The sequence below is a fragment of the Rhizobium sp. SRDI943 genome (assembly GCF_057653695.1).
Genome location: NZ_JBYGKN010000005.1, coordinates 202,636 through 225,147 on the forward strand (window position 1 = coordinate 202,636; position 22,512 = coordinate 225,147).

General features: G+C 61.7%; 20 protein-coding genes. 16 read left to right on the forward strand and 4 right to left on the reverse strand.

The genetic code is table 11. The annotated features are described in order from the left end of the window. Nucleotides 1-7 precede the first annotated feature (7 nt). Entirely contained in the window at nt 8-2,011 is a 2,004-nt protein-coding gene (locus tag AC245Y_RS35970; protein WP_020487189.1) for a CocE/NonD family hydrolase, read from the forward strand. 3 nt (nt 2,012-2,014) lie between these two features. On the opposite strand, the gene AC245Y_RS35975 is transcribed toward AC245Y_RS35970, so the two are convergent. Next, nucleotides 2,015-2,926, reverse strand: a complete 912-nt coding sequence (locus AC245Y_RS35975) for an alpha/beta hydrolase (RefSeq protein ID WP_003555516.1) — start codon at nt 2,924-2,926, stop codon at nt 2,015-2,017. A gap of 224 nt (nt 2,927-3,150) precedes the next feature. Between AC245Y_RS35975 and AC245Y_RS35980 the strand changes: the two genes are divergently transcribed. Both AC245Y_RS35980 and AC245Y_RS35985 read left to right on the forward strand, forming a co-directional pair. Beyond that, complete coding sequence (locus tag AC245Y_RS35980) at nt 3,151-3,675, forward strand: RNA polymerase sigma factor (RefSeq protein ID WP_017997611.1); 525 nt, start codon at nt 3,151-3,153, stop codon at nt 3,673-3,675. Beyond that, nucleotides 3,672-5,792, forward strand: coding sequence for a VWA domain-containing protein (locus AC245Y_RS35985; protein ID WP_017997610.1), 2,121 nt, complete (start codon nt 3,672-3,674; stop codon nt 5,790-5,792). Before AC245Y_RS35980 ends, AC245Y_RS35985 begins: the two co-directional genes overlap by 4 nt. 64 nt (nt 5,793-5,856) lie before the next feature. Here AC245Y_RS35985 and AC245Y_RS35990 read toward each other — a convergent pair whose 3' ends face one another. Continuing rightward, nucleotides 5,857-6,783, reverse strand: coding sequence for an SMP-30/gluconolactonase/LRE family protein (locus tag AC245Y_RS35990; RefSeq protein ID WP_012760676.1), 927 nt, complete (start codon nt 6,781-6,783; stop codon nt 5,857-5,859). 226 nt (nt 6,784-7,009) lie between these two features. On the opposite strand from AC245Y_RS35990, the gene AC245Y_RS35995 reads away from it, so the two are divergent. After that, nucleotides 7,010-8,086 carry a LacI family DNA-binding transcriptional regulator gene (locus AC245Y_RS35995; protein WP_017997609.1) on the forward strand — a complete coding sequence of 359 codons (1,077 nt, stop codon included), beginning with the start codon at nt 7,010-7,012 and terminating at the stop codon, nt 8,084-8,086. Between the two features lie 76 nt (nt 8,087-8,162). On the opposite strand, the gene AC245Y_RS36000 is transcribed toward AC245Y_RS35995, so the two are convergent. Together AC245Y_RS36000 and AC245Y_RS36005 are read right to left on the reverse strand one after the other, a co-directional pair. Beyond that, nucleotides 8,163-9,194 (reverse strand): L-idonate 5-dehydrogenase, encoded by a 1,032-nt coding sequence (locus tag AC245Y_RS36000; RefSeq protein WP_017997608.1) that lies wholly within the window; start codon nt 9,192-9,194, stop codon nt 8,163-8,165. A 10-nt stretch (nt 9,195-9,204) separates the two neighbouring features. Beyond that, complete coding sequence (locus tag AC245Y_RS36005; RefSeq protein ID WP_017997607.1) at nt 9,205-10,146, reverse strand: 2-hydroxyacid dehydrogenase; 942 nt, start codon at nt 10,144-10,146, stop codon at nt 9,205-9,207. Nucleotides 10,147-10,281: 135 nt separating this feature from the next. Here AC245Y_RS36005 and AC245Y_RS36010 point away from each other — a divergent pair, with 135 nt between their 5' ends. The 12 genes from AC245Y_RS36010 to AC245Y_RS36065 all read left to right on the forward strand — a co-directional run bounded on the left by AC245Y_RS36010 (nt 10,282) and on the right by AC245Y_RS36065 (nt 22,287). Further along, nucleotides 10,282-11,046: an SDR family oxidoreductase gene (locus AC245Y_RS36010; RefSeq protein WP_003555509.1), complete on the forward strand. Its 765-nt coding sequence runs from the start codon at nt 10,282-10,284 to the stop codon at nt 11,044-11,046. Between the two features lie 13 nt (nt 11,047-11,059). After that, nucleotides 11,060-11,617 (forward strand): gluconokinase, encoded by a 558-nt coding sequence (locus tag AC245Y_RS36015; RefSeq protein ID WP_017997606.1) that lies wholly within the window; start codon nt 11,060-11,062, stop codon nt 11,615-11,617. Next, on the forward strand, nt 11,607-12,500 hold the full coding sequence (locus AC245Y_RS36020; protein ID WP_017997605.1) for an NAD(P)-dependent oxidoreductase: 894 nt from the start codon (nt 11,607-11,609) through the stop codon (nt 12,498-12,500). The genes AC245Y_RS36015 and AC245Y_RS36020 overlap by 11 nt, the downstream gene beginning before the upstream one ends. A 106-nt stretch (nt 12,501-12,606) precedes the next feature. Continuing rightward, nucleotides 12,607-14,103 carry a sugar ABC transporter ATP-binding protein gene (locus tag AC245Y_RS36025; protein WP_012760670.1) on the forward strand — a complete coding sequence of 499 codons (1,497 nt, stop codon included), beginning with the start codon at nt 12,607-12,609 and terminating at the stop codon, nt 14,101-14,103. Nucleotides 14,104-14,121: 18 nt separating this feature from the next. Further along, on the forward strand, nt 14,122-15,162 hold the full coding sequence (locus tag AC245Y_RS36030) for an ABC transporter permease (protein WP_003555504.1): 1,041 nt from the start codon (nt 14,122-14,124) through the stop codon (nt 15,160-15,162). 51 nt (nt 15,163-15,213) lie between these two features. Further along, complete coding sequence (locus AC245Y_RS36035; RefSeq protein ID WP_003555503.1) at nt 15,214-16,311, forward strand: ABC transporter substrate-binding protein; 1,098 nt, start codon at nt 15,214-15,216, stop codon at nt 16,309-16,311. Nucleotides 16,312-16,406: 95 nt separating this feature from the next. Then, nucleotides 16,407-16,745 carry a hypothetical protein gene (locus tag AC245Y_RS36040; protein WP_003555502.1) on the forward strand — a complete coding sequence of 113 codons (339 nt, stop codon included), beginning with the start codon at nt 16,407-16,409 and terminating at the stop codon, nt 16,743-16,745. 324 nt (nt 16,746-17,069) lie between these two features. Continuing rightward, nucleotides 17,070-18,095, forward strand: a complete 1,026-nt coding sequence (locus AC245Y_RS36045; RefSeq protein ID WP_017997604.1) for an ABC transporter substrate-binding protein — start codon at nt 17,070-17,072, stop codon at nt 18,093-18,095. Nucleotides 18,096-18,129: 34 nt separating this feature from the next. Beyond that, nucleotides 18,130-19,020: an ABC transporter permease gene (locus tag AC245Y_RS36050; RefSeq protein WP_003555500.1), complete on the forward strand. Its 891-nt coding sequence runs from the start codon at nt 18,130-18,132 to the stop codon at nt 19,018-19,020. Next, nucleotides 18,996-19,745: an ABC transporter ATP-binding protein gene (locus AC245Y_RS36055; RefSeq protein WP_003555499.1), complete on the forward strand. Its 750-nt coding sequence runs from the start codon at nt 18,996-18,998 to the stop codon at nt 19,743-19,745. The genes AC245Y_RS36050 and AC245Y_RS36055 overlap by 25 nt, the downstream gene beginning before the upstream one ends. Nucleotides 19,746-19,780: 35 nt before the next feature. Then, nucleotides 19,781-21,154: an LLM class flavin-dependent oxidoreductase gene (locus AC245Y_RS36060; protein WP_012760666.1), complete on the forward strand. Its 1,374-nt coding sequence runs from the start codon at nt 19,781-19,783 to the stop codon at nt 21,152-21,154. Between the two features lie 62 nt (nt 21,155-21,216). Next, entirely contained in the window at nt 21,217-22,287 is a 1,071-nt protein-coding gene (locus AC245Y_RS36065) for an LLM class flavin-dependent oxidoreductase (RefSeq protein WP_017997603.1), read from the forward strand. The last annotated feature ends 225 nt before the right edge of the window (nt 22,288-22,512 follow it).

The following is a 22,512-nucleotide window of genomic DNA, read 5'->3' on the forward strand; positions in this document are numbered from 1 at the left end:
AATGAGCATGACCTCGCGCGGCTTCACCACCATCGAGAATGAATGGATTACGCTGGAGGATGGGACGCGGCTTGCCGCGCGCATCTGGATGCCGAATGGCGCGGAAACAGATCCCGTTCCCGCCGTCTTCGAATTCCTGCCCTATCGCAAACGGGACGGAACCAGCCTCAGGGACGAGTCGACCTATCCGGTATTCGCGGCCGCAGGCATTGCCGGCGTGCGCGTTGATATCCGCGGATCCGGAGAATCCGACGGCGTCATCGACGGCGAATATACCGAAAGCGAGCTTGCCAATGCCTGCGAGCTGATCGCCTGGATTGCCGCGCAGCCATGGTCGAACGGCTCGGTCGGCATGATGGGCATCTCCTGGGGCGGCTTCAACAGCCTGCAGATCGCAGCATTGCGCCCGCCCGCGCTGAAGGCCGTCATATCGATCGCCTCGACCGTCGACCGTTACAATGACGACATCCACTACAAGAACGGCTGCCATCTGTCCGCTCAGCTCTCATGGGCGGCGACGATGCTCGGCTACCAGTCGCGGCCGCCCGACCCTGCGCTTGTCGGCGAGCGCTGGAAGGAAATGTGGCTGGAACGCCTGGCGGGCGAACCCTTCTTCATGGAGGAGTGGCTGGCCCATCAGCGGCGCGACGATTTCTGGCGTCACGGCTCGATCTCAGAGGATTTTTCGAGCGTGGAAATCCCGACGCTGGTGATCGCCGGCTGGGCGGATGGCTATCGCAATACGCCGCTGATGGCGGTCGAAGGCCTGGGCAAAAAAGCGAAGGCGCTGATCGGCCCCTGGGTCCACAAATATCCGCACTTCGCCTGGCCGAAGCCGCGCACGGATTTCCATGGCGAAGCGATCGCCTGGTGGAACAGATGGCTGCGGGGCGAGGATAACGGCATCGACGGCTTGCCGCAGGCTCGCGCCTATATTCTCGATGCCATCAGCCCTGCCCCTCGACGTGACAGCGATCCGGGTTTCTGGGTCGCCAAGGACGTCTGGTCGCCGCCACAGATGCAGTGCTTCTATGTCGAGCAGTTCGGCAAGCTGACCGAAGGCATGCCGATCCCGCATGCGCCCGAACATCCCGTTTATCTCCGCTCTCCGCTCGACACCGGGACCGCATCGGGTGAATATTTCACGCTGAAACCCGACGCCGAAATGGCGATTGATCAACGCTTAGACGATGCCGGCTCGCTGGTCTTCGATACGATGCCGCTTGCTGGCGATCACGACTATCTCGGCCGGCCTGTGCTCACGCTTGCGCTGCGGTCGCAGGCGGCAAGCGGAAATCTCTGCGCCCGGCTCATCGATGTCCATCCGGATGGCACGGCGACGCGTGTCGCCTTCGGCGTCGTCAATCTTACCCACCGGGACGGCAATGCAGATCCCAAGCCGCTGATCCCAGGTGAGACGGTGTCGATCCGGCTCGTGCTCGATGCCTGCGGTTATCGCTTCCGCAAGGGGCATCGCATCCGCCTTTCGCTCTCCACCGCCTATTGGCCGATGATCCTGCCGCCGCCTGATGCCGAAGGCATCGAGGTCGATATCGCGGCACTCGGCCTCGGGCTGCCGATGCTCGGGGAGCACCAGCGGATCGACATCAAGGAACCAGCCAATCCCGATCCGCTGCCGAAATACATCGAGCACGCGGCCGCCGTAACGAAGCGGCAGGTCGTCCGCGATCTCTCGGTCAACAGGACCGAGTATCACATCCACGAGGATACCGGGCTCACCGAGCACCCTGAGACAGGCCTCTCGACCCGGCAATTGCGCGAGGAACTCTGGTCGATTTCACCCGATAATCCGCTGTCGATGACCGGGACCTCGACCTGGACCTGCGACATGCGCCGCCCCGGCTGGTTCGTGCGGACAGTGGCGACCGGGCGTGTTGCCTGCACCCGGACCGACTGGATCATCAGTGCTGTCGTCACCGCCTTCGAGGACGACGTGCAGATCTTCGAAAAGGTCTTTGCCGAAAAGCGGATCGCGCGCGACCTGATGTGATCGTCAGGCGATCGCCAAACGCCGAACGGCCTCGCAGACGGCACGGAAGCCGTCGCGGGCGCCGTCGCTCATGTGGCGGGCGCGCAGCCACGCGTGCACCATTTGCGGCTCCTCTCGGAACCAGACTTCGACGCCCTCCGCGGTGAGCCGGGCGGCATAGTGCCGGCCGTCGTCCCGAAGCGGATCGAAATGCGCGACCGTGATGAAGGCCGGCGGCAGCCCGGCAAGCGAAGCTGCCTGCAGGGGCTCGGCGATCTCATTGCCTGCCGGCGCCTGCAGGATTTCGCGATAATAGCCGACATCCGCCGTCGTCAGGCCCGGCGCCGCGGCCATTTCGACGTAAGAGCCTGCGGCAAGGTCACCGCCAAGCGCCGGATAGATCAGAACTTGGCCGACGACTCCGGACAGGCCCTCGTCGCGCGCCCGCAATGCAAGGCCCGCCGCCAGATTGGCCCCGGCACTGTCGCCGATCAGCACGACCTTGCTGTTGGCGGAAAGCAGATGCTTCAACACGGTAAAGCCGTCATCCGTCTGCGCCGGCCAGCGATATTCAGGGGCCAGCCGGTAATCGACCGAAACAAGTTCCGCGCCGGCAAAATCGGCAATCTCGGCGCAGATGGCATGATGGCTCTCGAGCGAACCGACAACAAAGCCGCCGCCATGAAGATAGAGCAGAATGGTGCGGGTGCTGATTTTCCGCGGGCGGTAGCGCCGGATCGGTATGCGCTGGAGCATGCCGTCCGCAAAGATCATCTCCGGGGGCAGCGGGCGGTCGAAACGAGCGCAGAGCGTGTCGTACCAATGTCGCTGCTGTTCGATCGATGCTAGAACGGCGTCTGGCGGATAGAAGGAATCGCAAATCGCCAGAAACTGCAGGATGCCCCTTTCGGTGGGGGCAGGTGGTTGAGCGGACATGAAGGTCCTTTCGCGATTTGGGACATGACAGATCATGTCCCTGGCCGACTCTGTCCTCATCATGCGCCTCTGTGACGCGGACGATCTGTCTGGCCGCGACCCATGGATGTCGCGGCTTTCAAAATTCGCGATAATTTTTTCATCGCCGACCCAAGGAAAGTCATCCGAGAAGCGTCTCAATCTCGAAATAGCATCTTGCTGGATAGCATGGGGTAGGTGCGGAATTGGACGCGGAGCTCATAGAACGAGCGCAGGGCGGTGACCGGGAGGCCTTCGGGCAACTGGTGTCGCGCCATTATGAATTCGTCCATGCGACGGCATGGCGTTGGTCGGGCAGTTCCACCGACGCCGACGACATTGCCCAGGAGGTCTGCGTCAAGCTCGGTGCGGCCATCCGCAGCTTTCGCGGCGCCAGCCGCTTCAGGACATGGCTCTATACGCTGACGCTCAACGCCGCCCGCGACCATAGACGCAAGCTTGCACGAGAGGAGCAGACATTCCGCGCCTACGCCGCCGAACCGCAGCAGGATGCGCCGGCCGGAAATGACGATGAGCTATCGAGCGAATTATGGGCAGCCGTGCGCGCCTTGCCGGACAGGCAATGCGACGCAGTGCTGCTCGTCTACGGCGAAGGTCTCAGCCATTCGGCTGCCGCCGATGTCATGGGCTGCTCGGAGGCGACTGTGTCCTGGCAGGTTCATGAAGCGCGCAAGAGGCTGAAGGCCGTGCTCGGCAAGGAAGAGGTATGACCGTGGACAAGGAACTCGAAAAACTCTCCCGCCTGACACCGCCGACAGCAACGCCGGAGGCGCGTACTCGTGCACTTGCTGCCGCGATGCAGGCCTTCGACACCGCGGAAAATAATGCAACGGCGGCCCAAGGAAATGCGAAAGGCTGGCGTCAAAGCTCCATCATCAACTGGATATGGAGCCCTGCCATGAACAAGAAATTCCTCGCCGGTTCAGCCCTTGCGACGCTGCTGGTCATTCCCGCCGCCGGTTATCTCGCGATCGAGCTGACCCGTAACGGATTGCCGATCGTCGACCAGACCGAGATTGCCGGCAATCTTTCGAAAAGTGAGGCGTCGAAACAACCGGCTGCAACCACCGGTCAGCCGGTTGCGGTCGCGCCGCAAATACCGGCCGGGAACGTCAGCCTGGCTGAGCAATCTGTTGCTGTCGCGCAAGCGCTGCAGGACAAGGAGGCGCCGGCCCTCGCGAAACCCGATGCGTCGCAGACATCCGAATACGATGCCAACGCCGCCCTCACGAACAAGCCGGAGGGTTCTGCCGCGGCACTCGGGGCTACCAAACGCGCTGCGCCGGCCGCTCCCGGCATCGTCCCCCAGCGGCAGTTTGCCGAACCGATGGCCGCCATCGCCCCCTCGCCTGTTCCGCCTGCGGAGGGGCGCATGCAGATGCAGCTCGATCCCAATCGCGAGCGGTTTGCCAATGCGGCGGCAAATCCGATCAAGAGCGTCGCGACGGATCCGGTTTCGACATTCTCCGCCGATGTCGACAGCGCGTCCTATGCCTTCGTCCGCCGGTCGTTGACGGGCGGGGCAATGCCCGATCCACTATCGGTTCGCGTCGAGGAGATGATCAATTATTTCCCCTATGACTGGCCGGGTCCTGACAATGCCGACCAGCCTTTCAAGGCGACGGTGACTGTCATGCCGACCCCGTGGAACCGCGACACGGAATTGATGCATGTGGCGATCAAGGGTTATGATATTGCGCCGGCGACCACGCCGCGTGCCAATCTGGTTTTCCTGATCGACGTGTCGGGCTCGATGGACGAGCCGGACAAACTGCCGCTGCTGAAGAGCGCCTTCCGGCTCATGGTCAACAGGCTGAAGGCTGACGATACCGTGTCGATCGTCACCTATGCCGGTAATGCCGGCACGGTGCTGGCGCCGACACGCGTGGCGGAGAAATCGAAGATCCTGTCGGCGATCGACAGGCTGGAGCCCGGAGGCTCGACCGGCGGGGCCGAAGGCATCGAGGCGGCCTACGACCTTGCCAAGCAGGGCTTCGTCAAGGACGGCGTCAACCGGGTTATGCTGGCGACCGATGGCGACTTCAATGTCGGTCCGTCGAGCGATGGGGATTTGAAGCGCATCATTGAAGAGAAGCGCAAAGACGGCATCTTCCTCACCGTTCTCGGCTTCGGACGGGGCAATCTCAACGATTCCCTGATGCAGACGCTCGCCCAGAACGGCAATGGCAGTGCTGCCTATATCGATACCTTGGCCGAGGCGCAGAAGACGCTGGTCGAAGAGGCCGGATCGACGCTGTTTCCGATCGCCAGCGACGTCAAATTCCAGGTCGAGTTCAACCCGGAACGGATCGCCGAATACCGGCTGATCGGTTACGAGACGCGGGCGCTGAACCGCGAGGATTTCAACAATGACCGCGTCGATGCCGGCGATATCGGCTCCGGCCACAGCGTCACGGCGATTTACGAGATTACGCCGAAGGGAAGCCCCGCGGTGATGAATGACGACCTGCGGTACGGCGCAGCCGATAAGGTGCCGGCCGAGGCCTCCGACAGCGCCCATCACGGCGAGCTTGCCTTCGTCAAGATGCGCTACAAGCGGCCGGGCGAGGACAAGAGCGCCCTCATCACCACGCCTGTCAACGACGGCAACGCGGTCGCCACCGTCGATGCCGCGCCGCAGGATGTCCGTTTCTCGGTGGCAGTCGCAGCCTTCGGCCAGAAACTCAGCCATGTCGCGGCCGTCGACACCTATTCCTATCAGGCGATCGCCGATCTCGCCGCGGCATCGCGAGGCACGGATGCCTTCGGTTACAGGTCGGATTTCCTCGGTCTGGTTCGGCTGGCGGACGGCCTCAGTCAACGGTGAGGCAAGAGGCACAAAACTGTACCAAACAAGAGGCCGTCCCAAAAGGGCGGCCTCTGCTCAGTGATCATCCCAGTCTCGTTCCGTTGGCGGTGAGATAAACAGCATAAAGAGACGTGCTTGCAGTGATGAAGAGGCGGTTCAGTTTCTCGCCGCCGAAAGTCACGTTGGAGACGCCTTCAGGAATATGGATCTTGCCGATCAACGTCCCATCCGGATCGTAAGCGTGCACACCATCGCCGGCGCTCGTCCATATCCTGCCCTTGCGATCGACACGAAAACCATCGAACAGACCTGCACTACATTCTGCGAAAACGCCGAGATCGGTCAGCCTCCCCTCATTCGAGACCGCGAGCTTTCTGATATGACGCGGACCGCCGGGCAGATGCGTTGCTCCGGTGTCGGCAACGTAAAGCAACGTCTCGTCGGGGGAAAAGGCCAGTCCGTTCGGCTTGACGAAATCGGAGGTCACCTGATCGGTGGTACCTGTTGCCGGATCATGCCGGTAGACGTGGCATCCACCGATTTCCTCTGCGCCGTAGTCGCCCTCATAATCGTGGAGGATGCCGTAGCTCGGGTCGGTGAACCAGACGGTCCCATCGGACTTGACGGTGACGTCGTTTGGAGAATTGAGCCGCTTGCCTGCAATTCGATCGGCCAGAAGGGTGACCCTGCCGTCGAAATCCGTGCGCGTGACACGGCGCGTCAGATGCTCGCAGGTAATCAGCCGACCCTGATTGTCGACAGTGTTGCCATTCGAATTGTTGCTGGGCGAGCGGAAGACCGACGTCTGCCCGCTGGCGTCGTCGTAGCGCATCATTCGGTTGTTGGGGATATCCGAGAAAACCAGATACCGCCCGGCGGCAAACCAGGCCGGTCCCTCCAGCCAGCGGCCGCCGGTCCAAAGACGCTCGACGCGGGTGTGCCCGACGAAGCAGCTTTCGAAACGCGGGTCGAGAACCTCAAACCCCGTACCGTCAATTTGCCCGAACATGATACTCCTCCATTGCGCTCAGATTGTTATCGATATCATCATGTCGTGTTTTGACGGCTTCGTACAGACGCCGATCTGCCGGCCCTTGCCAAAATTCCCAAGGAAGCTTGCTTTCTGGGCGTTGGAATGGTGTGTTTTTGCAGTAATATCGATTGTACGATGATAACGATAACTTTATCGTCTCTTGAACTACCCAGTTCGGAAGCTTGTTTGAAAGCGGAGACCAGTGAAAAACGAGGATGAGCCGAAAGTCAAACGTCTCAAGCCGGGAGACGCTCAAAAGCTGACGATGGCGGAGGTCGCCAAATATGTCGGCGTTTCTGCCATGACCGTTTCGCGTGCCTTTCGCCAGGACGCGAGCGTTTCCGAGGAGACCCGAAAGCGCATCATGGAGGCGGTCGACGCACTCGGTTATGTGCTCGACCTGTCTGCCGGCAGTCTTTCGTCAAGGCGAAGCGGCTTCATCGCTGCCCTGGTGCCCTCAATCAACAATTCGAATTTTTCCGACACCGCGCGGGGCATGACCGATGCACTGGAAAATACCGGCCTTCAGCTCCTCCTCGGCTATACCGACTATTCGGCGGAGAAAGAGGAAGAACTGATCGAGGCTATGCTGCGCCGCCGGCCGGAAGGCATCATCCTGACCGGTGGCTCGCACACGGCGCGCGCGCGGCGCATGCTGGCAAAAGCCGGCATTCCCGTTGTCGAGACCTGGGAGCTTCCGGAAGATCCGATCAATCAGGTTGTCGGGTTTTCCAACAGCGAGGCGATGGCCCTGTTGGTGCGGACGCTTGCCAGTCAGGGATATCGGAAGTTCGGCTATATCGGTGGAACGACGGCGCGCGATACGCGCGGCAGCCAGCGGCGAAGCGGTTTCCAGAGAACAGTCGAAGAACTGGGCCTCGGACCGGGACGAATGATTTCCTTCGGCGTGCCGCCCATCACCATGGAGCAGGGCGGCCAGGCGATCGTCAGCCTGCTGGAACGCTGGCCGGACACGGAAGTGGTTCTCTGTGTCTCCGACCTTTCCGCCTTTGGCGCCATCATGGAATGCACGCGCAGGGGAATGAAGGTTCCAAGGGACATCGCCATTGCCGGTTTCGGCGACTATGAGATCTCGTCCATCTGTCATCCGCGCATCACCACCATCAATGTGGATTGTTATGGCATCGGCCGTCAGGCCGCCGCCCGCCTGCTGGATACCCTCCATACCGGCGAGGCGACCGGCGATGAGATCACGTTGACCGGCTACAAGGTTGTCTTGCGCGAAAGCACGGACCGCAACGGCGCACCGACAGCTTGAGTACTGCGGCGCGGCGCGTCTTTTCGGATGCGCGGCGCTGTAACACTTTGAATGGCTGCAAGGATCATGCAGTCGGTCAGAAGGCGATCTGGACTTTCATGGACTTGCTGCGATCGCCGGCCAATTCGAAGGCGGCGACGGCCTCTTCAATCTTAAAGACACCTGTCAGCAGCGGCTTCAGATCGACGCGACGCGCGTTGATCAGTTCGACGGCGAGCGCAAATTCCTCGTGAAAACGGAATGTGCCGCGCATCTCGATTTCCTTCGCAACGATCATATTCTGCGGAATGGAAACATCGCCGCCAAGGCCGAGCTGCACGAGAACAGCGCGAGGCTTAAGCGTTTCTAGGCCCGAGCGCACCGCCCGCTCATTTCCCGACGCTTCGAACATGACATCGAAATATCCCTTTTCGGCACTGTAGGCCGCGAGGTCGGAAGCATGCGTGGCAACATTGATCGTTCGGTCGGCGCCGCTGGTGCGCGCAATCGCCAGAACGCTGTCGGTCACGTCGGTCGCGACGATCTCACGGGCGCCGAGGACGCGCGCCGCGACGATCGCCAACATCCCAATGGGGCCGCAACCGGTGACCAGCACCCGTTTGCCTAGCAGCGACCCGGCGCGGTTTGCCGCATGCAGCGTCACCGCAAAGGGTTCGGCAAAGGCGGCCTCGTGAATGGAAATGCCGTCCGCGACCTTGTGGCACTGCCAACGCTCCGCCACCAGCCGCTGGCGAAAGCCGCCCTGAATGTGCGGCATCGGCATGGCACTGCCGTAGAACCGCATGTTGAGACAATGGTTTTGCTGCCCCTTCAGGCAATATTGGCAATGGTTGCACGGCCGGCTCGGTGAAACCGCGACACGGTCTCCGACGGCAAGATCGGCGACGCCGGAACCCAGCGCCTTGACCGTGCCGGCGATCTCATGGCCAAGGATCATCGGTTCGCGCAGGCGAACGGTGCCGAAACCGCCGTGATTGTAATAATGCAGGTCGGAACCGCAGATGCCGCCGGCTTCGATGGCAATCTCCACCTGCCCGGCGCCCGCAACCTCCGGCTCGCGCTCTTCGATCCTCAGATCCTTGGCGGCATGAATGACGATGGCTTTCATATCGGGGTCCTCACACGACGGGAGTTGGAAGAGCGCTACCGGCAAAATGCGCAGCGAGATTGTCTCTGACGAGTTTGCCCATGGCCTTGCGGGTTTCGACAGTGCCAGAGCCGTGATGGGGCTGCAACACGACGTTTTGGAGGGTCAGGAAACGTGCATCGATCTTGGGTTCGTTCAGGAAGACATCAAGGCCCGCAGCCTGAATGGTGCGGTCTTGAAGGGCTGCGATCAGCGCCTCTTCGTCTACGGTCGTTCCGCGCGAAACATTGATCAAGATGCCGTTCGGACCGAGCGCTTTGAGCACCTCCGCATTGATGATCTTCATGGTCGCCTCCCCGCCGGGAACGATGACGATCAGAAAGTCGGCCCAGTCGGCAAGCGCGACAAGGTCGGGCTCGTAGGCGTAAGCAACATCCTGGTGATCATGGCGGGCGAAATAGGAGATGTCGCAGCCGAACGCGGCAGCCCTCCTGGCGATCGCCTTGCCGATCCGCCCCATGCCGGCGATCCCGACCTTCTTGCCCGAGACGCGCGTCACCAGCGGCATCGCGACGCTGCCCCACTGGCCGGAGCGGACCAAAACATCGGCCTGCGGGATCTGCCTTGCCGTGGCAAGCAGCAGTCCGATGGCGATATCGGCGACATCTTCGGTCAGCACATCAGGGGTGTTGGTGACGCGAATGCCGTTGGCGCGGGCATAGGACAGGTCGATGGCGTCGGTGCCGACGCCGTAACAGGAGACAATTTCCAGTTTCGGCAATTGCGCCATCAGCTCTGCGGACGCTCCGAGTTCGCCCCGGGTCGCTATGGCGCGGATATCCTTGCCGACCCTGGAGATCAGCTCGTGCCGATCTGCCGCTTCCCACAGGCGATGGATGCGGTAGTTCGCCTCGAGATCCACCATGTCCCATTCCGGATAAGCTCCGGTCATCAAGATTTCTACCTTAGGCATTCCGTTTCCATCCCGCATTTTGACAGTTGATTATGTTATCGATAACATATAATTCGGAAAAGCGATGTCAAGTGAGTTTCACCGTCAGCGGCAGTTGAAGCCGTCGCCCGCGGCGAAACCGGAGGAGTTATTTGCATGAAGAACCTGTTCGATCTTACCGGACGGCGTGCCTTGATCACCGGCTCGAGCCAGGGGATCGGCTATGCGCTGGCCGAAGGCCTGGCGCAGTATGGCGCCGAAGTCATCATCAACGGCCGCACGCCCGAAAGCGTCAACCGCGCGGTCGAGAGCCTCAAGGAGGAAGGCCTGTCTGCCCATGCGGCGATCTTCGACGTCACCAGCAAGGACGCTGCCAAAGCGGGTATCGACGCAATCGAAGCCGATATCGGGCCGCTCGACATCCTGATCAACAATGCCGGCATGCAGTTTCGCACGCCGCTGGAAGACTTCCCGGCGGACAAATGGGAACTGCTGCTGACCACCAATATTTCGAGCGTATTTTATGTCGGCCAGGCGGCGGCCAAACCCATGATCGCCCGCGGACAGGGCAAGATCATCAACATCGCCTCCGTGCAAAGCGAACTGGCGCGCCCCGGCATTGCTCCCTATACGGCGACCAAGGGCGCAGTGCGCAATCTGACCCGCGGCATGTGCGCCGACTGGGCCAAGTACGGCCTGCAGATCAACGCGATTGCGCCGGGCTATTTCAAGACGCCGCTCAATCAGGCGCTTGTCGACAATCCCGAGTTCTCGTCCTGGCTTGAGAAGCGAACGCCGGCCGGACGCTGGGGCAATGTCGATGAACTGGTCGGCGCCGCCGTTTTCCTGTCGGGCCGCGGATCGTCCTTCATCAACGGGCACACGCTCTATGTCGACGGCGGTATCACGACCTGCCTCTGATAGAGACGAGACCATGGATTTCGACAAAAAGGCGCCACCTCTGGCCGTCGTCGTCATGGGCGTCAGCGGCTGCGGAAAATCTTCGGTTGGCGAGCATCTCGCCGCTCGAAACGGCATGCTGTTTCTGGAGGGCGACCAACTCCACCCCGCTGGCAATGTCGAGAAGATGGCGCAGGGCATACCGCTGACCGACGACGACCGCCTGCCCTGGCTCGACCGGATCGGCGAGGAAATAAGGACCGCGCAACACGCATCGCAAGGGCTGGTGATTTCCTGTTCGGCGCTGAAGAAAAGCTATCGGGACAGGTTGAGGCAAGCGGGGGACGGGCATCTCGCCTTTGTTTTCCTGGAGGGATCCCGCGATCTGCTGCTGTCGCGGATGCAGGCCCGTCAGGGCCATTTCATGCCCGCGACTTTGCTCGACAGCCAGTTGCAGACGCTAGAGCCGCCGACCGGTGAAGCTAATGTCGTGACGGTGGCGATCGATAACGCGTTGGATGATATCGTGGCACTGGCTTGCAAGGGACTGAGCGGCATGGCCGTCAAGGGAGGAGATTATCATGCAGGATGACTACAGAGCAGATGTCGCCGTCATCGGTGCCGGCATCATGGGAACGGCGATCGTCACCCGATTGATCGAAACCGGGCATAAGGTCTCCGTCTTCGACCTGGACACCGAAAAAGTTGCGGCTTTAGAGGCCAAGGGCGCACGCGCGGCCGGCTCCGTGGAGGAAGCGGTCTCATGGTCGGCGTTTTGCGTGCTCAGCCTCAATCACGCAAACATCGTCCGCGCTGTCGTCTTCGGCGAAAAGGGCGTTGCGGCGGCGGCGAATGCTGACAAGGTGCTGATCGATATGTCCTCGATCGATCCGGCCGACACGGCCGACATGGCGATGCGGCTGCGTCGGGAAACCGGCATGGCGTGGGTGGATTGCCCGCTCTCCGGCGGCGTGCCCGGTGCGCTGAGCGGACGCCTGACGATCATGGCGGGCGGCAGTGCTGAGGATTTCGAACGGGCGCGCGTAGTGATGCGGCATCTTGCCGCCAATTACACGCTGATGGGTGTATCCGGCGCAGGGCAGACCACGAAGCTGATCAATCAGCTGTTTTGCGCCGTGCTGTTTCAGGCCGTCGCGGAGGCGGTCAAGCTCGCTGAAGCCGGCGGCGTCGATCCGGCCGCCATTCCGGCCGCCCTTGCCGGCGGCAGGGCGGATAGCCGCATATTGCAGGAATTCATGGCGAAATTCGCCGCCCGGGATTTCTCGCCGACAGGCAGAATCGACAACATGTTGAAGGACCTGGATTCGCTTCAAGCCTTTGCGCTGAAGACGAAGACGCCACTGCCGATGACTGGCTCGGTGGTCGAGATTCACCGTCTGCTCTGCGCTGCCGGGCTTGGGCCAAAAGACTCGGCCGAGATGATGCGCCTTCTCGACGGATTCCAAACCGACTGACGCCAATCTCCAGTTAAATTCGGGATCGCCATCTTTCCGCTTGACCACGCATAAATGTTATCGATAACATACATCCATGAAAACCGCAGCTTTGGGAGGAGCCACAGTGGAAGCCAAGAGACTGCTGGAATTCCAGTCGATCACCAAGAGCTTCGGCGGCACGCAGGCGCTGCGCGACGTCTCGATCGACCTGCGCGAAGGAGAAATCCTCGCGCTGCTGGGAGAAAACGGCGCCGGCAAATCGACGCTCATCAAGACACTTGCGGGCATCTACAGGCCCGATAGCGGCGACATCCTGTTTCGCGGCCAGAGCTACCATCATCGTCCCCCGAAGCCGAACGAACGGCAGCCGGTTGCCTTCATCCACCAGGATCTCGGTTTGATCGAGTGGATGACGGTCGGCGAGAACATGGGCCTGTCGCAGGGCTTCTCGATGCGTCGCGGCCTGATCGATTGGAACAGGACGCAGGCGCGCGCCAACGAAGCCTTGAAACTGGTCGGTTGCGACTTTGACCCCACGACGCGCGTCTCGGCATTGTCGCGCACCGAAAAGTCGCTTGTCGCCATCGCCCGTGCACTTGCCGTCGAAGCCGACGTGCTGGTGCTCGACGAGCCGACGGCGAGCCTTCCCGCCGATGAAGTCGATCGGCTGTTCAATGCGATCCGTCCGTTGAAGGATCGTGGCGTCGGGATGATCTACGTTTCCCACAGGCTGGACGAAATCTTCCGGATTGCCGATCGGGTCGCGGTTCTGCGCGACGGATGCATGGTGGGACAGAAGCCCGTCAGCGAGACCACCCCCGAGGAGCTGGTGACGATGATCATCGGCCGCAGCGGCGACAGCCTCTTTTCCAAGACGGCGATCACGCCCGGCAAGGCGATCGTTGAGGTCCGCGATCTCGTCTGCGCCGGCACAGGCCCGATATCCTTCGATATCCGCGAGGGCGAGCTTCTGGGACTGGCTGGATTGCGTGGCGCCGGTCAGGAACGGATCGGCCGCGCCCTGTTTGGTTGCGAGCCCTTCAACGGCTCGGTTCTTCTGCATGACGAGGCCCCCGACCTTTCCAGTCCACGAGGGGCAATGGCGTCGGGCATCGGCTTGATTGCCCGTGACCGGACGGAGGAATCCGTGGCGCTCTCGCTGTCCATTCGGGAAAATACCTACCTCAATCCGGGAGCCGTCGGGCGTGGGCTTTTGTCCTTCCTGTCGCCGCGCGGCGAAGCCGATCTTGCTCATAAGATCGGCCATTCCGTCGGCCTGCGGCCCAACGACCCGGATCTGCCGGTGGAGGCCCTGTCGGGCGGCAACCAGCAGAAAGTGGTCGTCGGCCGCTGGCTGGCGACCGGCCGCAAGCTGCTGGTCGCCGAAGATCCGACCGCCGGCGTCGACATTGGGGCGCGTGCGGAGATCTACCGTCTGATCACCCAGGCGCTCGAGGCCGGTCTCGCGGTTGTCGTGGTATCGACGGACTTCGAGGAAATCGCCCATATCTGCCACCGCGCGCTGGTCTTTTCGCGCGGGAAAATCGTCAGTGAACTGACTGGAAGCGCTCTGACGACGGAGGCGGTCATCACGGCCGCATCCGCATCGGAAGCCGCTTGAGCCATCGGGAGAACAGCCATGCAATCCATTGAATCCACGGCCCTGGAGCCGACCAAGAGCGAAATGGCCGGTCTGTCCACAGGACAGAAGATCGGACGCCTGATCCCGGTTTACGGGCTGGTGATCCTGACCGTCGGCCTGATCGTGATCTTCTCGATCCTTCTGCCGGATACTTTCCCGACCGTGTTGAATGTCCGCTCGATCGTGTCCGACAAGGCTATCATCGCGCTTCTGTCGCTGGCTGCGATGATCCCGATGGCATCGGGTCGCATCGATCTGACCGTCGGCTATGGCATCGTGCTTTGGCACATTCTCGCCATCAGCCTGCAGACGGCCTACGGTCTGCCCTGGCCGGTCGCGGTCGTCATCGTGCTCGCACTCGGTGTTCTGACCGGCTGCATCAACGGCCTGCTGGTCGAGGTTGCGAAGATCGACAGCTTCATCGCGACGCTCGGCACCGGAACGGTCCTATACGCGCTTGCGCTCTGGCACACCGGCGGCCGACAGGTGGTCGGCGTCCTGCCTGATGGTTTCTATGCGCTGAACGGCACCATGCTGTTTGGCCTGCCGATCACTGGCTTCTACGTGCTGCTGATCGCCATCTGCATGTGGATCGTGCTCGAATACCTGCCGATCGGCCGCTATCTCTACGCCATCGGCGCCAATCCGAAGGCTGCAGCCCTCAATGGCATTCCGGTCCGCAAATTCGTGATCGGCGCATTCGTCACCTCGGGGCTGCTCGCGGCCCTGACCGGGGTCCTGCTCGCCTCGAAGCTGCGCATCGGCCAGGCGAGCGTCGGCCTCGAATATCTCCTGCCGGCGCTTGTCGGCGCGTTCCTCGGATCGACGACGATCAAGCCGGGACGGGTGAACGTCTGGGGCACCTTGATCGGCGTCATCATCCTGGCCGTTGGAATATCAGGAATTCAGCAATTCGGCGGGTCGTTCTTCGTCGAACCGCTGTTCAACGGCGTGACCCTGCTGATTGCCATCGGCATCGCAGGCTACGCCCAGCGCAAGCGCGGAGCTGTGAGGAGGATCACACCCGCATCCAAATGAGGATGCCGGCTTATCCCGGCATTTCATAACAAACAAAATGGAGGAGTGAACATGAAGCGCAGAACATTATTGCAGGCAACGGTCGCAACCGTCGCCGTTATGCTCAGCATGCCGGCATGGGCCGATTCAATGGCCGATGCCAAGGCCGTGGTTGAAAAGTATGCTTCCAAGGTGAGCGCCTGGGACGGCCCGACGAGCGGCCCCAAGGGCGCTGCCGGAAAGAACATCGTCATTCTTGCCGGCGATATGAAAAACGGTGGCATCCTCGGCGTGGTCAATGGCGTTCAGGAAGCGGCAGGCGCGCTCGGCTGGACGGTAAAGGCGCTTGACGGCGCCGGCTCGATCGGCGGGCGGACCGCGGCTTTCGGCCAGGCCATGGCGCTGAAGCCAGATGGCATCATCATCAACGGCTTTGACGCGGTCGAGCAGAAGCCGGCGATGGAAGCAGCCAAGGCTGCCGGCATTCCGATGGTTTCCTGGCACGCTGCCTCGGCGGTCGGTCCGGTTCCCGAAGTCGGTGTCTTCGCAAACGTGACTACCGATGCGATGGAAGTATCGAAGTCCGCGGCGGATTGGGCCTTTGCCGATGCCGCCGGCAAGCCGGGCGTCATCATCTTTACCGACTCCACCTATGCGATCGCGATTGCCAAGGCCGATCGCATGAAGAAGGAAATCGAAGATCTCGGCGGCACGGTGCTCGAATATGTCGACACGCCGATCGCCGAAACCTCGCAGCGCATGCCGCAGCTGACCACGTCGCTTCTACAGAAGTATGGCGCGAAGTGGACGCATTCGCTGGCGATCAACGACCTCTATTACGACTTCATGGGACCGTCGCTCGCCTCGGCCGGCATTGCAGGCGATGGAAAACCGGTGAACGTTGCAGCCGGCGACGGGTCGGAAAGCGCCTATCAGCGTATCCGCGCCAAGCAATTCCAAGCCGTCACGGTCGCCGAGCCGCTCAACCTCCAGGGCTGGCAGCTCGTCGACGAATTGAACCGCGCCTTTGCGAAAGCGCCATGGTCCGGCTACGTGTCGCCACTCCATGTGGTGACCAGCCAGAACGTCGAGTTTGACGGTGGGCCGAAGAACAGCTTCGATCCCGACAACGGCTATCGCGATCAATACAAGAAAATCTGGGGCAAATAACCCTTCCAATCGGGGCGTATCGATCGATACGCCCCGACCTCACGATAACACGCCAACATCGATCCAGCTCCGGCGAGTTTTGGAAAAGAGAACCTATGATCATTCGTTATGCTTTGTTTGAAGGCGAAATCCATCCCGGTAAAGAACGGGAATTCCGCGAATTCGTGCGGCAGCGGCTCGTCCCTCTCTGGACGAAATTTCCAGGCGCCGAGGAAATCCGGGTGCTGGACGGGATGGAGCGCGACGAAGGCGCCCCGATCTATGCCATGGCGCTCGCCATTCGGTATCCCGATATGGACACGGTGAACGCGGCACTTCTCTCCGATGTGCGGTCGCAGAGCCGTGAGGTCACCGGCGAACTCCTGCAGCTCTTTACTGGCAAGGTGCATCATCACGTCTTCTCGGCCAACGAATACGCGCCGCATAGCGCCTGACACAGGCGATCCCGACGTCCGCGACGGCTTGGCGTCTGAACGGCGGTCACTGCGGTTTGCTGCCAAGCCTTTATCAAGAGCAGGGTTAAACAAGGCCCCGTAAAGCGCCGTGGACGAACGTCCCAGGCGCTTTTTTCACGCCTGGATACATCGACCCTCGTGCCGACGCGCCGGACGCGGTGGTTTCGGTTTCCCGCCTTTTGAGCACAATTTTTCACCAGCGCCACTTTCATTAAACTAAATAATCTATCGATTTAGTAGATTACATTCCATCTTACCGTGCATCGCTCCTGCAATCAGCAATCGGAAACGGGAAGATCGACGATGACATTGGCAAAGACATTCAAAATTGCGTTGTTCAGTCTGCTTGGTCTCACTGCCATTCACGGTCCGGCGGCAGCCGAGGCAGACGCTCCCCTGCTTCCCAAAGTGCCGCCGGGCACAGTGCTGACGATCGGCGATCCGGTCACGCAGAAAGCGCTCGAAGTGTCGGGCCTCGGCAAGGAGCTCAGTTTCGAGGTCAAATGGGCCAATATCAGCGGCGGGCCGCAGACGTCGGAAGCTTTCCGCGCCCATGCACTCGACGTCGGGTCGGTGGCCGAGATCCCTTCGATCTTCGCCAACTGGAACAATCTGCCCGTCCGCAACATCGCCTATCGCGAACGCCGTGACCCGATCGCCAATCCCATCTACCGCTTCGGCATCGCGCCAGGCGCGGCCGTGAAGACGCTCGCGGACTTCCGCGGCAAGCGCATCGCCTTCAGCCCGGGTCAGGCACAGGGCACGCTCGTTCTCCGCGCCCTCCGTGCCGCAGGCTTGAAGAGCGGCGACGTCACTCTGGTGGAACTGCCGAGTACCAGTGACGTCTACCCGAAGGCACTGGCGAGCAAGCAGGTCGACATCGCACCGCTCGGCGGCGTCTACATCAGGCGCTACATCACCCAATACGGACCCGATGGCGCGACCCTCGTGGAACATGGCCTGCGGGATGATCCGAGCCATCTTTATGCGCCGCAATGGGTTCTGGATGATCCCGCCAAGGCGGCAGCTCTCGCCGAATACGTCGGCCTGTGGGCACGCGCCACCGAATGGGTGAACCGGAACCCGGACCTCTGGATCAAGGAATATTACGTCGGTCAGCAGGGGTTGAGCCAGGAGGACGGGGAATATCTCGTCAAGTTGACCGGCGAACAGGTCGTTCCCAGCGATTGGAGCGAAGTGAAGAAGCGCCACCAGGAAACCATCGATCTACTGGCAGACGAGCTCGGCAACAAGCCCCTCAATGTGGAGCAGATTTTCGACAATCGCTTCGAAAAGCTCGGCGCCGCGGCCTTGGCCAAGAGCCAGTAACGCTCGACACCCCTTCGGAGAGGAGATTTGAAGCATGGCAACCACTTGGGATGCAGATGAGGCGAAACTGTCGCGGTCGTCCGGCGGTAGAATTGTGCGGGCAGGTTCTCGCCTGGTAAAACCGGCTGGCTCCGTTGGCCCGCGAGCCAGGCGCAGGTTAGGCCCCGGACCGGCGATCCCTTTCGGACTGCAGATCGGGCCGGCATTACTCGTCTTGACCTGGGTCGTCGGCTCGGCGCTCGGATGGATCGACCCGCGTATCCTGTCGGCGCCGTGGACGGTGGCCGAGGCTTTCGTAAGGCTCATTGAGCAGGGTCGCCTGCAGGATAACTTCGTGACGTCGGCGACACGCGCCCTGCTCGGCCTTAGCATCGGTTTGCTGATCGGCACGATCCTGGCGTTGATCGCCGGCCTTTCCCGGATCGGCGAAGCCCTGATCGACGGGCCGGTGCAGATCAAGCGCGCGATACCGACGCTGGCCCTGATCCCTTTGTTGATCCTGTGGTTCGGCATCGGCGAGAGCATGAAGGTTACGACCATCGCGCTTGCCGTGATCGTGCCGATTTATATCCACACCCACAACGCGCTCCGCAGCATCGACAGCCGTTATGTCGAGCTGGCCGAAACCCTGCGGATGGGCCAGAAGGACTTCATCCTTCAGGTCGTGCTGCCGGGTGCTTTGCCGGGTTTCCTTCTGGGTCTGCGGTTTGCCGTCACCCTCTGCTGGGTTTCTCTCGTCGTGGTCGAGCAGATCAACGCCACCAGCGGGCTCGGTTACATGATCGATCTTGCCCGAAATTACGGGCAGACCGATGTCATTCTCGTCGGCCTGGTGGTCTATGTGCTGCTCGGTCTCGTCTCGGACGGTCTCGTCCGCCTGCTTGAACGGAGGGCACTCTCATGGCGCCGCACCCTGGCAAACTGAAGCCCGCAAACAAAGCCGTCCACGTGCGAGACCTCGCACGGCGGTTTGCGACGAAGACGATCCTCGACGGCGTCGACCTCGATATCGAGGAAGGCGAATTCGTTGCCCTGCTTGGCCGCAGCGGCTCCGGCAAAAGCACGTTCCTCAGGGCTCTTGCCGGTCTCGATCATGGTGTCGAGGGAACCGGCACCCTCGAGACGCCGGAGAGCCTTTCGGTGGTTTTCCAGGACGCCCGCCTGCTGCCGTGGCGCACCGTCATCCAGAACGTCACGCTCGGCTTGACCGGCGCCTCCGGCCAGGAAGCCGGACGGAAGGCTTTGGCGGAGGTAGGACTTGCAGGCCGGGAAACGGCGTGGCCGAACCAGCTTTCGGGTGGTGAGCAGCAGAGGGTCGCGCTTGCCCGTTCGCTGGTGCGCGAACCGGCCCTGCTTCTCGCCGATGAGCCGTTCGGCGCGCTCGACGCGCTGACTAGGCTGAAAATGCACGATCTGCTGCGGGAGTTGTGCGCAAGACATCGTCCTGCCGTGCTGCTCGTCACCCACGACGTCGATGAGGCGATTTCGCTGGCCGACCGGATACTGGTTCTCGACGAAGGGCGCCTCATCGAGGATCTCAAGATCGATCTGCCGACGCCGCGTGATCACGGCGATCCGCGCTTTGCTCAAACCCGCATCCATCTCCTCAGCCGGCTCGGGGTCGAGCTTCCGGGCCGCAAGGCCGCCTGACATCAGCAACAGTTCAATTTGATGAGGATAAGCCAATGAGCATATCGAAACGGCAAATGCGGCTTGGCGCATTCATCATGGCGACCGGCCATCATATCGCCGCCTGGCGCCATCCGGAGGCACAGGCCGATGCCGGCCTCAATATCGATCACTACCGCGAGCTCGCCCAGACCGCCGAACGCGGCAAATTCGATCTCGTCTTCGTCGCCGACAGTCCGGCTGGATGGGACCGCGCCAAGGATCCCGAAGCGCTTCGTCGCACCGCCCAGGGCGCGCATTTCGAGCCGCTGACCCTCTGGGCGGCCCTCTCCCAGGTGACCAAACATATCGGCTTCGTCGCCACGGCATCGACGACCTACGAGGACCCCTACCTTCTCGCCCGCAGGTTCGCGTCGCTGGACTATATTTCCAAGGGTCGCGCCGCCTGGAACGTCGTCACGACGGGTGCGGATGTTTCGAAGAATTTTTCAATCGCGGGCCATCCTGCCCATGCCGATCGTTATGAGCGGGCCGAGGAATTCGTCGATCTGGTGAAGGGCCTGTGGGATTCTTATGAGGACGATGCCTTTATCCGCGACAAGGAAAGCGGGGTCTATCTCGATCCTGACAAGGTGCATCTCGTCGATCACAAGGGCAAGTTCTTCTCGGTGGCCGGTCCGCTCAACGTCGGCCGCCCGGTGCAGGGCTATCCTGTCATCGTGCAGGCCGGCGCATCGGAACCGGGGCGCGAACTTGCCGCCCGCACCGCCGAGATGATCTTTACTGCCAACCAGACCTTCGAGGATGCGCAAGAATTCTATTCCGACGTCAAAGGGCGGCTCGCCCGCTACGGACGCCGGCCGGACGAACTGCTGATCAGTCCCGGCATATTCCCGGTGCTCGGCGGCACGGAAGCGGAAGCCCGGGCGAATTACGACCATCTCCAATCGCTGGTTCATCCCTCCATCGCCTGGAATATCCTTGCGCGCCACTACAAGGGCGTCGATCTTTCCGGCTACTCGCTGGACGATCCCGCCCCTCCCCTGCCTGATAATACCGAACTCAACAAAAGCCGCCTCAAGCTGGTTTCCGATCTGGTATCGCGCAACAATCTGACGCTGCGCCAGTTCTATCTGGCGGTCGCCACCGCTCGTGGCCACCGGACGGTGGTTGGAACACCCGAGCAGATCGCCGATGCGATGCAAAGCTGGTTCGAGAACGGTGCTGCCGACGCCTTCAACATCATGCCGCCGATCCTGCCCACCGCTTTGACCGATTTCGTCGATCAGGTCGTCCCGATCCTGCGCAAGCGCGGCCTGTTCCGGCACGAATACGAAGGCACGACGCTGCGGGAAAACCTTGGCCTTCAACGCCCGCCAAATGGCTTTGTGGTTCAGGCGGGGCAGCAGCAGGCGCAGGCAGCCGTATGATCTCTAGAGGGGCCTTCCTCCCCCTCGTTTTGTTCCAATCACACACAGAACCGCAGCATCGCATGAGCAATAATTCCGAATTTCTTTGGTATATTCCGAACGACGTCAAAGCCGGTCATCGCGGTGATTCCGCCGTCGAGAACCACAACAGCCTGGATACGCTGACCAGCCAAGCAAGGGCGCTGGAAGAGCATGGCTGGAAGGGCGCGCTCATCGGCACCGGTTGGGGCCGCCCCGACACGTTCACCGTTGCGGCCTCGCTCGCCGCCCGGACCACCACCTTCGAGCCGCTCATTGCGATCCGCCCAGGCTATTGGCGACCGGCGAACTTCGCTTCCGCAGCGGCGACGCTGGACCATCTGACTGGCGGCCGCGTGCGGATCAACATCGTGTCTGGCAAGGACAACCTGGCTGCCTACGGCGACAGCGAGGGTGATCAGGCACACCGTTATGCCAGGACCAAGGAGTTCATGCGGCTGGTCCGCAGATTATGGACCGAAGAAAACGTCACATCCGCGGGCGAGAACTTCCGCGTCGCTGAATCCACCGTGGTGCCACGCATCCAGGTTCGCGACGACCGTCGGCACCCCAAATTCTATTTTGGCGGCGCTTCGGAGGCGGCCGAGCGGGTGGCCGCCACCGAGGCCGATGTCCAGCTCTTCTGGGGCGAGCCGCTCGAGGGTGTCCGCGAACGGATCGCGCGGCTCAAGGCGTTGAGCGGGGAGCTGGACCGCGACCTCCCGCCGCTGGAGTTCGGCCTGCGGATCACGACGCTGGTCCGCGACACCACGGAACAGGCATGGACTGACGCCGAGGCGAAGGTCGCCGAGATGGCGAGAAGCAAGGGCAGCGGCTGGCACGATCACCAGCGGGTGCTCGCCGTCGGCCAGCAGCGGCTGCTCGATCTGCACGAGCGCGGCGACGTCCTCGACGACAACCTCTATACCGCGCCGGGCAAATTCGGCGGCGGCGGAGCCGGCACCACCTGGCTGGTCGGGTCGGCGGAAGACGTCGCCCGCTCGCTGCGCAAATACCAGGATCTCGGCATCACCCACTTCGTGCTGTCCGACACGCCCTATCTCTCCGAAATCAAGCGGCAGGGCGATCAGCTGCTTCCGCTGCTACGTAGCTGAGGCGGGAGCACCAGAGCTGCGGCACCGCAGCTGCAATTCATGCCAACTGCCGAGACCTTTCGGCAAATCACTAGCCGATGCCAGAACGGCGTCGGCTAGTCGCAGGCAAGCCGCAGCGCCTTGTGATGCAGGGGAGTCCGAGGATTTCGCAACCACCGGGAGAGCGCTCCTCAAATAGTCCATCCGAAAAACGCAAATGCTATCCAGATATGGCGATATAGCATG